Origin of the sequence: Nostoc sp. (assembly GCF_036917455.1) — a bacterium.
Taxonomy (GTDB): domain Bacteria; phylum Cyanobacteriota; class Cyanobacteriia; order Cyanobacteriales; family Nostocaceae; genus Nostoc.
In genome coordinates, this window is sequence record NZ_JBALDK010000145.1 from 47,190 (window position 1) to 61,341 (window position 14,152).

Below are 14,152 nucleotides of genomic sequence, written 5' to 3' on the forward strand. Positions count from 1 at the left end.
AAACCCTATAGCACCCAACAATTTATATTGTAGTCATTGGTCATTGGTCATTGGTCATTGGTCATTGGTCATTGGTCATTGGTCATTGGTCATTGGTCATTGGTCATTGGGAATGGGGTAATAATCTAATAGTTCTTTTTCCCTGCCTCCCCTGCCTCCCCTGCCTCCCCTGCCTCCCCTGCCTCCCCTGCTCTCTGCCCCCCTGCCTCCCCTGCTCCCTGCCCCTCTGCCCCCCTACTTCCCCTATATTGGCGGGTTGCTGTACTTGGCGACCAGACTAGCTAAAAGTGGTAAATCAATCGGTTTAGAAATATAGTCATTTACTCCAGCTGCTAGACAGGTTTCGCGATCGCCTTTCATCGCCATTGCTGTTTGAACAATTACCGGAATCGTGCGATATTGCTGATTTTCTCGCAGTTGTTGCACCAAGTTAAGACCATTTTCATCTGCCAGAAAAACATCCATTAAAATCATTGCTGGGTCTAGCTGTGTTAGAGCTTCCCACATTTCGGCAGCATTCTTGACCCAAGTGACCCGATATCCCAATTTTTGTAGATAAATTTGCATCAAATCAGCGTTGGGTAAGTCATTTTCTACCAGTAAAATATCTATGGAGGAACTAAGGCTCGAAGGCAGAGGGAATGAAGAAGATTTTGCCTCCTTACCTACCTTTTCTCCCTCATCTCTTACCACTCCCGCCTCTTGTTTCAAGGGAAGTATGAGGGTAAAACGGGAGCCGGCACCTACTTCAGATTTCACTTCCACAGAACCACCGTGAATTTGGGCGAGTTTCTTAGTCACTGCTAAACCTAAACCAGTACCTTCAGCACCACCAGCGACAGCCTTGGCAATTTGGAAATAGGGTTCAAATAGTTGAGTCTGGTCTTCTTGAGAAATGCCAGTGCCAGTATCCCAAACTGTAAAATGTACAGATACACCTTCGGGAACAACCTGTAAGCCAACACTTCCTTCACTGGTGAACTTTAGGGCATTGAAAAGTAAATTCAACAGCATTTGCTTGAGTCGCAAAGAGTCAGCTACTAGGGTTGTAATATCGGGGTCAATTTCTAGACGGAGTTTTAAACCCTTATTAGCGGCTTTCTCTTTCACCATTGCCAAAACATTGCTACATAGCAATGGCACATCCACTATCTCGCATTGTACCTCTAGCTGATTTGCTTCAATTTTAGAGAGATCCAAAATATCATTAATCAGAGCTAGCAAGTGCTTGCCGCTAGACTGAATAATATTTAAATACTCCTGCTGACGTTCTTTAGTTGGTTCATACCCTGGAGCTAAAAGCAGATGGGTAAACCCAATAATGGAACCAAGTGGTGTGCGAATTTCGTGGCTGGTGTTTGCCAGAAACTGATTTTTGAGTTGATTGGTGCGCTCCAATTCTTGATTAGAGTTACTTAACTGTTGATATTGTTGCTGCCAAGATTGGATATATCTAAGTTGTAACAGGGCTGTTGTACAGTAGTTGGCAGACCTGGCCATTAATTCCGATCTGAGTTGAGCTTGTGATTCTATGAGTGGATCGCAATTAGAGCTTAGGGGCGCTGCGGCGATAATTAGCCAACCGATAACGCTACCAGAATCATCAGCTAACCGCCAAGCACTCGGTGGCTGTTGATTCTCAAGCTGTTGCAAATCTTCGATTTCTATAATTTCTTGCAATCTTAACAGCAGCTTTTTTTCTGCTGTCAGCACTTCCAAAAATAAAGGTTGTGAGTTTGGGGATGGAGAACGAGAAACATAACAAACTGTGGCAACAGTTTCTTGTGGTTGAAACAGAGCAATGCCTACGGCATAAACTGTAAGCACCAGATTGCTGCTGTTCACAGCAGTGTCAATTTCGTTAACCACAGTTTGGAGAATTTCTGCTTCTGCGGCTCCTGCCTGTAGGACAGTATTACAAGCAGAAAGCAGGTAATGATTAAGGCGACTTTGCAACTGGTTCAAGCTGCTCTCCAGCCACAACTTGGCGCGAAGTTGCTGAATGGTTGTCAAAAGTTTTGGCGTTGCATCTATCTGTGAGTTGTGGTCTGGTAAGCTTGAGTACTGCTGCATGGTCAACTAGACAGCTGAGCAAGTTTAGCTTCACATAAAAATCCAAAGAGGATTTTTATGTATATTAGCGGACAATTCTTTTTTATTTATAAACCATAACTTATGTTGTTATAAACCATAACTTATGATGTCGAGTTTAGCAGCTAGTCCAAAAAAATTATTATATGAACCACTGACCTAAAATTTTTAAAACGCAACTTAAGAATTATGGATACACAATTCGCCCAACTAATCGTCAATGGAATTGCGGTAGGAAGCATTATTGCTTTAGCCGCAGTCGGACTCACTCTTACTTATGGAATTTTACGGTTATCGAACTTTGCTCATGGTGACTTTCTGACTTTAGGAGCCTATCTCACTTGGCTGATCAATAGTATTGGAGTTAATATTTGGCTGTCAATGATCCTGGCAGCGATAGGAACAGTAGCAGCAATGCTCTTATCGGAAAAGTTATTGTGGTCTAGGATGCGCTCTATCCGTGCTACTTCCACTACGCTAATTATTATTTCTATCGGACTTGCCTTATTTCTTCGCAATGGCATTATTTTGATCTGGGGTGGCAAGAACCAAAATTATAATTTGCCTGTTACCACAGCTTTAGACATCTTTGGCTTAAAGGTGCCGCAAAATCAATTATTGGTATTGGGGTTAGCGGTGCTAGCAATTTTGGCGCTGCATTACTTGCTGCAAAATACCAAAATTGGTAAGGCGATGCGAGCAGTTGCTGACGATCTAGACTTAGCTAGGGTTTCAGGTATCAATGTTGACCGAGTAATTTTCTGGACTTGGCTAATTGCTGGCACTCTTACGTCATTAGGCGGAAGTATGTATGGTTTAATTACAGCCGTGCGTCCCAATATGGGGTGGTTCTTAATTTTACCGTTATTTGCCTCAGTGATTCTTGGGGGGATTGGCAACCCTTACGGTGCGATCGCAGCAGCTTTTATCATTGGCATTGTCCAGGAAATCAGCACGCCTTGGCTGGGTTCACAGTATAAACAGGGTATAGCACTGTCTATCATGATTTTGGTGCTGCTCATTCGTCCCAAAGGTTTATTCAAAGGAACCATTTGAGCAGCACCACTCCACTTCTAACTATTCAATAATGTGGAAAGACCATGCTGCTACCAGGAAATTGATAGCTAAACAGGGTGTAGCACTGTCGATCATGATTTTGGTGCTGCTCATTCGTCCCAAAGGTTTATTCAAAGGAAACATTTGAGCAGCACCATTCCACTTCTAACTATTCAATAATGTGGAAATACCAGGCTGCTACCAGTAAATTGATAGCTAACAAGAATATTGCCCAGCCTGTGCGATAGGGGTAGGGAGGTTTAGCTCCACTGTCGGCAACTGGGGAATTTGCAAGATTCTTCGTTGTTTTAGCGGTCATAATCCGATTCTCCTAATGTCATGACTTTCTAAGAAATACCAAACTGACGTACCAAATACCCAAATTCTTTAAGAATATTTGTGTGAAGTTGGGAATTGGGAATTGGGAATTGGGAATTGGGCATTGGGAATTGGGAATTGGGCATTGGGAATTGGGAATTGGGAATTGGGAATTAGTTATTTACCCTTGCTCCCCTGCCCCCTGCCCCCTGCCCCCTGCCCCCTGCTCCCTACTCCTCACTCCCCACTCCCTCCTCTCCAGCATGATAGGAACTGCGAACCAGAGGCCCAGAACGGACATGATTGAATCCCATTTCCCATGCTAATCTGCCGAGTTGATCGAATTCCTCTGGAGTCCAATATTTTTTGACTGGGAGATGTTCAAGAGTTGGACGCATATACTGCCCAAGAGTCAAGCGATCGCACCCCACAGCCCTTAAATCAGCCATTGCTTCAATGACTTCATCAAGTGTTTCTCCGTGTCCCAGCATCAAACCTGATTTGGTGGGAATTGTCGAATCGATTTCTTTAACCATAGCCAGTACCAGAAGCGAGCGATCGTATTTGGCTCCCCGGCGTACTGGCCCAGTTAACCGCCGCACTGTCTCGATATTGTGATTGAAACACGCTGGTTTAGCTCTTACAATCATCGCTATCCGTTGGTGTTGACCTGATTCCCCAACACCAGCACCACCCCACAAATCAGGGGTCAGCACTTCAATTTGAGTTTCTGGGTTCAACTGGCGGATAGTCGCGATCGTCTCCACAAAATGCCCTGTACCTCCATCGGGCAAGTCGTCACGGGCAACAGAAGTCAGCACCACATAACGCAATCCCAAAAGCTGTACTGCTTGTGCTACCTTTTGGGGTTCTTCTAAATCAAGAGGCATCGGTGCATGACCTTTATCTACTTGACAAAAAGCACAAGAGCGTGTGCAGGTAGGCCCCATTAGCAAGAAAGTTGCAGTTTTTTGGGCATAGCACTCTCCCCGGTTGGGACAGCGCCCTTCTTCACAAATTGTGTGAATTTGGCGCTGTTTAATAATGCGTTGTACGGTAGAGATTTCACTGGCTTTACCGATAGGGCGACGTAACCAACTAGGCATTGCTGCAATTTCAGACTTTAGTTCAGCTTGTTGTGACGAAATCATAGACATCCAAGCAAGATACGGATACTAGAGGAGTGTTGTGTCAATTAACAAATGATAGATAAGAATAGACGCAGCAAACGGGAAATGCGGGAACACCTGAATGAAATCACCATGTCTCCGTGTCCTTTATGCCTCAAATCAAAGCTAAAGCCTTAAATATCACCATGACATAAATCGAAAAAACAGTAAGCAAGAGTTTTATCAAACACCTATAATAATGTGATTTATACCGAAATATACTATCCCCCAATTGCTAGAAATTTTGTATATAGTGGGAGGATTCTCAAGGACAATCGGCAAAGTCGCTATTTACACTTAAAGTTTCTGTTAGAGCAAACAGTCGTGGCAAGCAACAAGATTTTAGTTATCGATGACACTACAGTTGTCAGGGTAAAAGTACGAGAAATGTTGCCTCCGGGCAATTTTGAGGTACTGGAAGCAAAAGACGGTTTAGAAGGACTAAATTTTATCCTTCAGGAAAAACTCAGCCTGATTATGCTGGATTTCCTGTTGCCTAAAATGAGTGGCTGGGAGGTTTTCCAGAAAGTTCAAGCCGATCCGGAATTAAGGAAAATTCCTTTGGTGATCATGTCTGGTCGCAAGGAAGAAGTAACTGAGAAAATCACAGAACCCTTTGAATACTTTGAATTTCTGGGCAAGCCTTTCGATCAAAAGCAACTAATTAACGCAATTAAGTTAGCGATGACCAAGGCGAAACAGCCACGCCCAGAATTAGTTGCAGTCGGAGCGGGGGTTGCTGTTAAAAATAGCACAGTTACAACCTCTAGTGTTGTAACTGCTACAGTAGCAGCCCCTAGCGTCGCAAACACTGCAACGTTAGCAACTCCTACTGCTGCAAATACTGCGATGCCTACGGTGGCAATCAACGCAACCCCTACTACTGGAGGAGTCTCTGAGGCAGAAATTAATGCCTTGAACGAGAAAATTGTCAAAATGCAAGCTGAAATCGATGGCTTGAAGAAGCAGCTAACTCAGGTTGTGACTTTTATTAAACAAAAAATTAAGTAGCATTTGTGCTCATTATTATTATCGCAGTCGAAAACACCCCATTTTTCATAACGGGTGTCCGATTAAAAGCGGGTAAAAATAGTTAGTTCAAAAATACTTATGTTGACAAATCATCGTTGACAACAAAATTCAAAAACAGGAAAAAGTAACTAGCAATTATCTGCACTTTTATAATGTTTGAATTTTGAATTCTCTATTCGCGCAGCGTCTTCGTAGGAGAAGATGTTTACACTCTAACAAAGTAGCCTTAAACCCACTAAACCTGTCGCAGTTTGCTCTTAACCTAAGAATAACGGCAGGCTTTTTTTTGTTTAATTTGCTATATCCAAAGTCTACAATACAACTTGATAGCTGGTTCGCAAAAAAAAAGTAGCAAGAGCAAATATTTACCAGATAATTTTAGTAACAATGTGCTTGGTAAGCTTATGTCTTTATACCCAAATTATCCTGTTCATAATTACATAGCTCAAGAGCAGATATTTAGGTAAAAATTATTTTTCTTAATCCAAACCAAACAAATGAAATTCTTATTTCATGATGATGATAGCCTTCACACGGGAATACTAAGCCATAGAAACAAGAATTATGAGCATAGTCTACGATGTTAGTAGTATTAGATACATTATATGCGTTTCCTGGCTATCGCATCACCGAGCAAATTTACTCCGGCAGTAAAACCCTAGTTTTTCGGGGCATTAGAGAACAAGACCAAAAACCAGTCATTCTCAAGTTAATGCGGAACGAATATCCTACGTTTGCGGAAATCACCCAGTTCCGCAATCAATATATCATTACCAAAAATCTTGATCTTCCTGGGATAGTCAAAACCTATAGCTTAGAAAGCTACCGTAACACCTACACCCTAGTGATGGAAGATTTTGGTGGCATTTCTCTACAAGATTGGCGACTAGAGAACAAGGAGAAGGAGGAAAATTTTCTTTCCCTCAATGAGTTTTTCCCCATTGCTATTAAAATTACTTCTACCCTTGAAGGATTGCATAGCGATCGCATCATTCACAAAGATATCAAGCCTGCCAATATTCTAATAAACCCTACCACAGATGAAATAAAAATCATCGATTTTAGTATTGCTACCCTCCTCCCAAGAGAAATTCAATTTCTCACTAATCCCAACATCTTAGAGGGGACTTTGGCTTACATTTCTCCAGAACAAACTGGAAGGATGAACCGAGGTATCGACTATCGGACTGATTTTTATTCCCTTGGTGTTACCTTCTTTCAACTCCTCACCGGACAGTTGCCCTTCACCACTAAAGATCCGATGGAGTTGGTTTACTCTCATATCGCCAAACAATCGCTAAAAGCCAGCCGGATTAACTCTAAGATTCCGGCAATTTTGTCTGAGATTATTAGTAAACTGATGGCAAAAAATGCCGAGGATCGCTATCAGAGTGCTTTGGGGTTAAAACATGACTTGGAGGTGTGCCAAAACCAGTGGCAAGATACAGGAAATATTGCCCCTTTTAAACTAGGTATGAGGGACATCTCAGACCGTTTTGTAATCCCTGAAAAACTCTATGGTCGCCAAGCTGAAGTTGAAACCCTACTCGCTGCTTTTAAGCGTGTGACAGAAGGGGCAACAGAAATGATATTAGTTGTGGGTTTCTCTGGTATTGGTAAAACTGCTGTGGTCAATGAAGTCCATAAACCTATTGTCCGGCAGCGTAGTTACTTCATCAAAGGAAAATTTGACCAGTTTAAACGTGACATTCCCTTATCAGGATTGGTGCAAGCTTTTCGAGACTTAATCGGGCAACTACTCTCAGAAACTGATGCCCAAATTCAACAATGTAAAGCCAAAATTCTGCTGGAATTAGGTATACAAGCTCAGGTAATTATCGATGTAATTCCTGAACTTGAACAAATTATTGGTAAGCAACCTGCGGTTACAGAACTCTCTAGCAGTGCTGCCAAAAATCGCTTCAATTTATTGTTTAAAAAATTTATTCAAATTTTCAAAACTAAAGAACATCCCCTAGTTATCTTTCTTGATGACTTACAATGGGCAGATACAGCCTCTTTAAAGTTAATTCAGTTATTAATATGTGAAAACCTATTGCGTTCTGTTTCAGAAAAGGCAGAACAGACACATGAAAACCAGGGAGGTTTATTGTTAATTGGTTCTTATCGAGACAATGAAGTTTTCAAGGTAGATCCGCTTTATTTTACATTACAAGAAATTGAAAAATCAGGAGTAACTATTAATATAATCACTCTAGCACCCTTAAATCAGGGTGATTTAAATCATCTCATTGCTGATACTCTACATTGTCCTGAAGTAGTTGCAGTTTCTCTTACGCAAATGGTGTTTGCAAAAACGAAAGGCAACCCATTCTTTTCCGTCCAATTCCTCAAGTCTTTACATGATGATGGGCTAATTTTATTAAACTTTGATGCCGGTCATTGGCAGTATGATATTTCCAAAGTCAAAGAGTTAGCTCTCACAGATGATGTAGTAGAATTTATTGCCCTCCAAATAGAGAAATTGCCAGTATATACCCAAAAGGTTCTGAAACTAGCTGCCTGTATTGGTAATCAATTTGACTTAAAAAGTCTAGCGATCGTCAATGAAAAATCTGTAGTAGATACAGCATCAGATTTATGGCAAGCATTACTTGATGGATTAGTTTTACCACAGGCTGAGAATTACAATATTTTTGCAAAAGAAAATACTAATCAAGAATTTATTATTCATGGAATAGAATCTACACAATTTTCAAGTTCTAATTTACAGCTACCTAAATATAAATTCGTACACGATCGAGTTCAGCAAGCCGCTTATTCTTTGATTCCTGAAGAACAAAAAAAGCCAATTCACTTAAAAATTGGGCTACTGTTATTGAACAATATTCCACTTGCAGAACAGGAAGAAAAGATTTTTGAGCTTGTCAATCAGTTTAATATCGCAGTAGAATTCATCTCCCCTCAAGCTAAACGAGATGAACTAGCCCAGATGAATCTGACTGCTGGACGTAAAGCTTTAGCATCAACTGCTTATCCATCTGCTGTGAAGTATTTAACTATCGGCATCCAACTGCTGACAGATGATGGCTGGGAGACTAAATATAAGCTAATTCTAGCTTTGTATGAGACAGCAGCAGAGGCAGCGTATTTAGCTGGCGACTTTAGGCAAATGGAGCAATTAGTAGAGGTAGTGTTGGCACGAGCAAAAACACTGCTGGAGAAAGTAAAAGTTTATGAAGTCAAAATTAAAGCCTATGGAGCGCAGAACCAAGCATTAGAATCTGTCAGGACTGCCCTAAGTATTCTAAAGTTGCTAGAAGTTGAGTTACCTGAAAATCCTAGCCAGTTAGATATTCAGGGATCGCTAACTGAATTAACATTAAATTTAAATGGAAAGTGTATTGAAGATTTAATTGATTTACCAGAAATGGCGGCAGAACAAACATTGGTAGTTATGCAGATTCTATCCAATGCACTTTTTTTCGCCTATGCAGTCACTCCTGAACTTTTTCTACTGATTGTTCTTAAACAAATCAACTTATCACTCAGATATGGCAATGCTCCCTTGTCCGCCTTTGCATACGTTCTTTACGGAACGATCCTCTGTAGCGAAAAGGGAGATATTCAGTCTGGTTATCATTATGGCAAACTGGCTTTAAGTTTGGTGGCTAAGTACAATGCCAAGGAAGTTGAAGCAAAAGTTATGGAGGTATTTCATGCAGGTATCCGGCATTGGAAAGAGCATCCAAAGGAAACATTAAATCCTTTGCTAGAGGCTTACTCTCTGGCGATGGAAACAGGATGTTTAGAATTTGCAGCTTTAGATATTCAGTCTTATTGCTTCAGTTCTTATTCCATAGGTAGAGAACTAACAGGGCTGGAACGCGAGATGGCAAACTACAGTAATGTCCTAAATCAAATCAAGCAAGAAAGAGCATTTAACTGGAATTGCATCTATCAACAGAGTGTCTTAAATTTACTAGGCGTTGGAGAAGATCCTTGTCGTTTAATTGGTGAAGCCTATGATGAGGAAAAAATGCTGCCACTTCACTTGGAAGCCAAGGATAGAATCGGACTTTTATATTTATATTTTCATAAACTACATTTATGCTACTTGTTTCAGCAGTTCCCTCAAGCAGCTGAAAATGCTACTTTAGCAGAAAAGTATTTAGATAGTGGTACAGGACAACTGGTTGTTCCTTTTTTCTATTTTTACGATTCTCTGGCTAAACTGGCGGTGTACAATGACGTATCTGATTCAGAACAAAAGTGCATTCTCGATAAGGTGCAAGCTAATCAGGAAAAGATGCAATATTGGGCATATCACGCCCCAATGAACAATTGGCATAAATTTTATTTGGTGGAGGCAGAAAGACATCGGGTTGGAGAGAAATATCTTGAAGCAATGGAAGCATACGATCGTGCTATCTCCCTAGCTCAAGAACATGACTACAAAAATGAAGTAGCTTTAGCTCAGGAACTGGCAGCTAAATTTTATTTAAAATGGGGCAAGCAAAAAATTGCCCAAACCTACTTAATTGATGCCTACTATGGATACGTTAACTGGGGAGCAAAAGCCAAAGTTGACGATTTGGTAAAACGTTATCCCCAATTACTCACTCCTATATTCCAGCAAGAAAAACTTAGCATCCCTACCAGGGAAGAAAGCACTTCTTTAATCAACACATCTATATCATCTTTGTCTACTTTGAGTAATCACCAAACTGTTATTGGCTCATCGAAGACAAGTATTTCTGATTCTCTGGATTTAGCCGCATTCATTAAAGCTTCTCAAGCACTCTCTGGGGAAATCGAGCTTGAGCGATTACTTTCTACTTTGATGGAAGTTGTTATGGAGAATGCAGGAGCCTCAAAATGCGCTTTAGTTTTGAGCGAAGGGAATAACTTAGCATTAACTGTCACGGCTGTTTGTTCAAGTTCAAATTTTAAGCAGACCTACACTGAGTTTCCATCCACTTCTCTTGAGTCAAGCTACGATGTTCCCATCACTTTGATTAACTATGTTAAGCGCTCCAGAGAAATCTTAGTTATTGATGATGCAATGGCTGTTTCTTTTCTAGCAGGTGACAACTATATTATTAGTGAAGAGCCTAAGAGTTTATTGTCTATACCTCTTCTAAATCAAGGTAAATTGATTGGGATTCTTTACCTAGAAAATCAGCTGACGACAGGAGCCTTTACACGCGATCGCGTAGAAGTTCTCAAACTCCTCACTACTCAAGCAGCAATCTCTCTAGAAAATGCTATTCTTTACAAAAATTTGGCCCAAGCTAAAGAAAGCTTGGAGGAATACAATCATACCCTAGAGGAAAAAGTCCAGAAAAGAACGCAGGAAATTAATGACAAAAATCACAGTTTACAACAGGCTCTCCAGGAATTACAACGTACCCAGATCCAATTGATTCAAAGTGAAAAAATGTCCTCTTTGGGACAAATGGTAGCAGGAATTGCCCATGAAATCAATAACCCCATCAACTTTATTCATGGCAATATTAATCATGCCAGCGAATATGTTCAAGATTTGCTAGATTTGATAGTTATTTATCAGCAAGAATATCCCCATCCTTCGCCTTTAGTTGAAGAAAAATCTGAGGAGATTGACATAGCTTTTCTAGCAACAGACTTGCCAAAAATTTTAGATTCCATGAAGGTTGGGAGTTTGCGGATCCGAAATATTGTTTTGGGCTTACGCAACTTTTCTCGTCTAGATGAATCTGAGATGAAGCCTGTAGATATTCATCAGGGGATAGACAGTACCTTAATGATTTTGCAACATCGATTTAAAGAAAAGAGCAATTTTCCTGAAGTTGAAGTCATCAAAGAATATGGAAATTTACCAGAAGTTATGTGTTACCCTGGTCAATTGAATCAGGTGTTTATGAATATCCTGAGTAATGCAATCGATGCTTTAGAAGATTCATTTATCATTGGTCATCAATCACTGGTAAATCACGAAGAACAAATAACCAAGGATATAGACGCATCAGTAGATTCTCAATTGGTAGGACAAATTCACATTTTTACTGAACTAACACATTCTAATACAGCGATAATTCGGATTGCTGATAACGGTTGTGGTATGACAAAAGCGGTACAGCATAAAATATTTGACCCATTTTTCACTACTAAGTCGGTAGGAAGTGGCACAGGGTTAGGGTTGTCGATTAGCTATCAGATTATTGTGGACAAACACAAAGGTAGTTTGAACTGTGATTCTACGCCAGGAGAGGGAACTAAGTTTACTATTGAGATACCGATGCAACAGTTAGAGAGCTAGATTAGTAATCTGTCAAGTCCAAATATAAGAGTGCTAAAAACCCAGGTTTTCCCAAAAACTGGGTTTTTAATTACACGCCACCGGAAAAACTGGTTGTAAATCTATTTTTTGTAGATTGGGTTTTACTCCACTTTACTCAACCTAACAATTTTAAAAACCTAATTTGTTCCAAAAAGTAGATTTCTAGTATTTATGAAAATAGCCCTGATAGATTACTAAAAGACGGATGTGGTTGTCATATTCTCTAGAGGCTCTTTACGCACACATCGTCCTGTGACTACCATTTTGACCCCATTAGCTGGCGCAAGTGCAAAACCTCGACGTTGAGGACGCTCTGGCCGATTACCAACTAGATTGAGTTGATAACCTGACAGGACTTTTGCTAATACTAACTTCATTTCAAACACAGCCAAAGCTTCACCCATACAGCGACGGACTCCACCACCAAAAGGTAAGAATTCATAGGTAGAAAATTCTTGTTATAAAAAGCGTTCTGGTTTAAATTGCTGAGGCTGGGGATATAAATCCTCGCGTTGATGAGCTAAGTAAATACAGGGAACCAGTAACGTTCCAGAAGGTATAGGATGTCCTAGTAGTTCACAGGATTCTTGACCTAGCCTGGGGAACGCGAACAGTGCAGATTTGGGATTGATGTCGATGATGTAGCGATCGCTTCTATGGTCGTATAGAGCAATTTGGTGTGAGAATGTTGCTGTTATCAGACTTTTTGGGAACTATAGGATTATCAGAGAATAAAATTGTCAGTCCGTCTACGAAAAAAGTAGAGGTGACTTAGCTGCGATCGCAGGGCAATAGTAAACAATAAACAAGGAATTAACTTAATTTAAATATATGAATTACAAGCCATATTTACAAACACTTAATCTGCCAGAAGATAGTTTGATTTTAGTAGTTGATGATACTAACACAAATTTAGAAATTGTCTTTAACATATTAACGAATGTTGGCTTTAATGTTACTACAGAGAATGATGGCAATAGGGCAATAAAGCAGGCTGAAAATAGACTACCAGACTTAATTTTATTAGATGTGATGATGCCCGGATTAGATGGATTTGAAACTTGTCAAAAGCTGAAAGAAAATTTAGCTACTTGTGATATTCCAGTAATTTTTATGACAGCAAATTCGGATACTGATAGTAAAGTAAAGGGTCTAAATATAGGAGCAGTTGATTACATCACTAAACCCTTTCATGAAGAGGAATTATTAGCTAGAATTAAAACCCATTTGCAATTACGAAATCTCACAAAAACTTTAGAGAAACGAGTTGCAGAAAGGACAGCAGCGTTGTCTAGGGTATTAAAAGACCTACAAGAGTCTCAACTTCAGCTTGTACAGACAGAAAAAATGTCTGCCCTTGGTCAATTAGTAGCAGGAGTTGCTCATGAAATTAATAATCCAGTTAGTTTTATTCATGGCAATCTCGGACACGCTTCAGCATATTTCCAAGACATGATTAACCTCATCGATCTCTATCAGCAGCATTATCCTAATCCAGTTCCAGAAATTCAAGAGGAAATTGCAGCGATAGATTTGAAGTATATGCTTTCGGATCTACCTAACTTAATTTCCTCAATGAAAGAGGGTGTTCAGCGCATTCGTAATATTAGTACCAGTTTGAGAACCTTTTCTCGCGCAGATAGCGATCGCAAAGTTTTTTGCAACATTCATGATGGCATTGATAGCACAATCATGATTCTTAAACACCGCTTAAAAGCATCTGAGGATCGACCCGAAATTCAAATCATTAGAGATTACAATAATTTGCCAGATTTAGAATGCTTTATTGGACAACTAAATCAGGTATTTATGAATTTATTAGCCAATGCTATTGATGCTTTAGAGGAGTCTAATATAGGACGGACTTATATTGAAATTGAAGCAAATCCTAATCAAATTCTGATTCAGACCACTCTCACTGAAAACAATAATCATATTTTAATTAGAATTAAAGATAATGGAGTGGGAATGTCGGCTGAGGTGCAGCAAAAAATCTTTGAATATTTATTCACCACCAAGCCTGTGGGTCAAGGTACAGGATTAGGATTATCAATTGCTCGTCAAATTGTTGTTGAAAAACATGAAGGAACTCTGGAGATAAATTCAGTAATAGGAAAAGGTTCAGAGTTTATCATTAAACTTCCTATTGGATCATTATACTAAGTAGTGTTATGAGAATATTAGAAATTATTTTCTTCCATTA

The 14,152-nt window shown here is 39.9% G+C and carries 8 protein-coding genes and 1 pseudogene; 4 read left to right on the plus strand and 5 right to left on the minus strand.

All coding sequences use genetic code 11. The features are described from left to right. Nucleotides 1-243 precede the first annotated feature (243 nt). Nucleotides 244-2,073, minus strand: coding sequence for a hybrid histidine kinase/response regulator HrmK (hrmK, locus tag V7K42_RS15570; protein WP_334917540.1), 1,830 nt, complete (start codon nucleotides 2,071-2,073; stop codon nucleotides 244-246). Between the two features lie 207 nt (nucleotides 2,074-2,280). Between hrmK and V7K42_RS15575 the strand changes: the two genes are divergently transcribed. Then, nucleotides 2,281-3,147 carry a branched-chain amino acid ABC transporter permease gene (locus tag V7K42_RS15575; RefSeq protein ID WP_334917542.1) on the plus strand — a complete coding sequence of 289 codons (867 nt, stop codon included), beginning with the start codon at nucleotides 2,281-2,283 and terminating at the stop codon, nucleotides 3,145-3,147. A 21-nt stretch (nucleotides 3,148-3,168) separates the two neighbouring features. On the opposite strand, the gene psaX is transcribed toward V7K42_RS15575, so the two are convergent. The 3 genes from psaX to lipA form a co-directional block, all read right to left on the minus strand. Continuing rightward, complete coding sequence (gene psaX / locus V7K42_RS28955; protein ID WP_442938579.1) at nucleotides 3,169-3,243, minus strand: photosystem I protein PsaX; 75 nt, start codon at nucleotides 3,241-3,243, stop codon at nucleotides 3,169-3,171. Between the two features lie 73 nt (nucleotides 3,244-3,316). Next, the gene (locus V7K42_RS15580) at nucleotides 3,317-3,466 is read right to left on the minus strand and encodes a photosystem I protein PsaX (RefSeq protein WP_292704887.1); all 150 of its coding nucleotides are present in this window, start codon (nucleotides 3,464-3,466) and stop codon (nucleotides 3,317-3,319) included. 229 nt (nucleotides 3,467-3,695) lie between these two features. Further along, complete coding sequence (gene lipA / locus V7K42_RS15585; protein WP_334917546.1) at nucleotides 3,696-4,616, minus strand: lipoyl synthase; 921 nt, start codon at nucleotides 4,614-4,616, stop codon at nucleotides 3,696-3,698. A gap of 342 nt (nucleotides 4,617-4,958) precedes the next feature. Between lipA and V7K42_RS15590 the strand changes: the two genes are divergently transcribed. Both V7K42_RS15590 and V7K42_RS15595 read left to right on the plus strand, forming a co-directional pair. After that, nucleotides 4,959-5,645: a response regulator gene (locus V7K42_RS15590; protein WP_334917548.1), complete on the plus strand. Its 687-nt coding sequence runs from the start codon at nucleotides 4,959-4,961 to the stop codon at nucleotides 5,643-5,645. Between the two features lie 601 nt (nucleotides 5,646-6,246). Continuing rightward, complete coding sequence (locus tag V7K42_RS15595; RefSeq protein WP_334917550.1) at nucleotides 6,247-11,928, plus strand: ATP-binding sensor histidine kinase; 5,682 nt, start codon at nucleotides 6,247-6,249, stop codon at nucleotides 11,926-11,928. 215 nt (nucleotides 11,929-12,143) lie between these two features. Here V7K42_RS15595 and V7K42_RS15600 read toward each other — a convergent pair. Then, nucleotides 12,144-12,650: pseudogene (locus V7K42_RS15600) on the minus strand (cytochrome P450). Nucleotides 12,651-12,780: 130 nt separating this feature from the next. Here V7K42_RS15600 and V7K42_RS15605 point away from each other — a divergent pair. Further along, nucleotides 12,781-14,112 (plus strand): hybrid sensor histidine kinase/response regulator, encoded by a 1,332-nt coding sequence (locus V7K42_RS15605; RefSeq protein ID WP_334917552.1) that lies wholly within the window; start codon nucleotides 12,781-12,783, stop codon nucleotides 14,110-14,112. Nucleotides 14,113-14,152 lie beyond the last annotated feature (40 nt).

Coding starts and splice junctions, on each gene's coding strand:
- V7K42_RS15605 (WP_334917552.1), top strand. CDS start 12,781: ATGAATTACAAGCCATATTTACAAACACTTAATCTGCCAGAAGATAGT.
- hrmK (WP_334917540.1), bottom strand. CDS start 2,073: ATGCAGCAGTACTCAAGCTTACCAGACCACAACTCACAGATAGATGCA.
- V7K42_RS15575 (WP_334917542.1), top strand. CDS start 2,281: ATGGATACACAATTCGCCCAACTAATCGTCAATGGAATTGCGGTAGGA.
- V7K42_RS15580 (WP_292704887.1), bottom strand. CDS start 3,466: ATGACCGCTAAAACAACGAAGAATCTTGCAAATTCCCCAGTTGCCGAC.
- V7K42_RS15595 (WP_334917550.1), top strand. CDS start 6,247: ATGTTAGTAGTATTAGATACATTATATGCGTTTCCTGGCTATCGCATC.
- lipA (WP_334917546.1), bottom strand. CDS start 4,616: ATGATTTCGTCACAACAAGCTGAACTAAAGTCTGAAATTGCAGCAATG.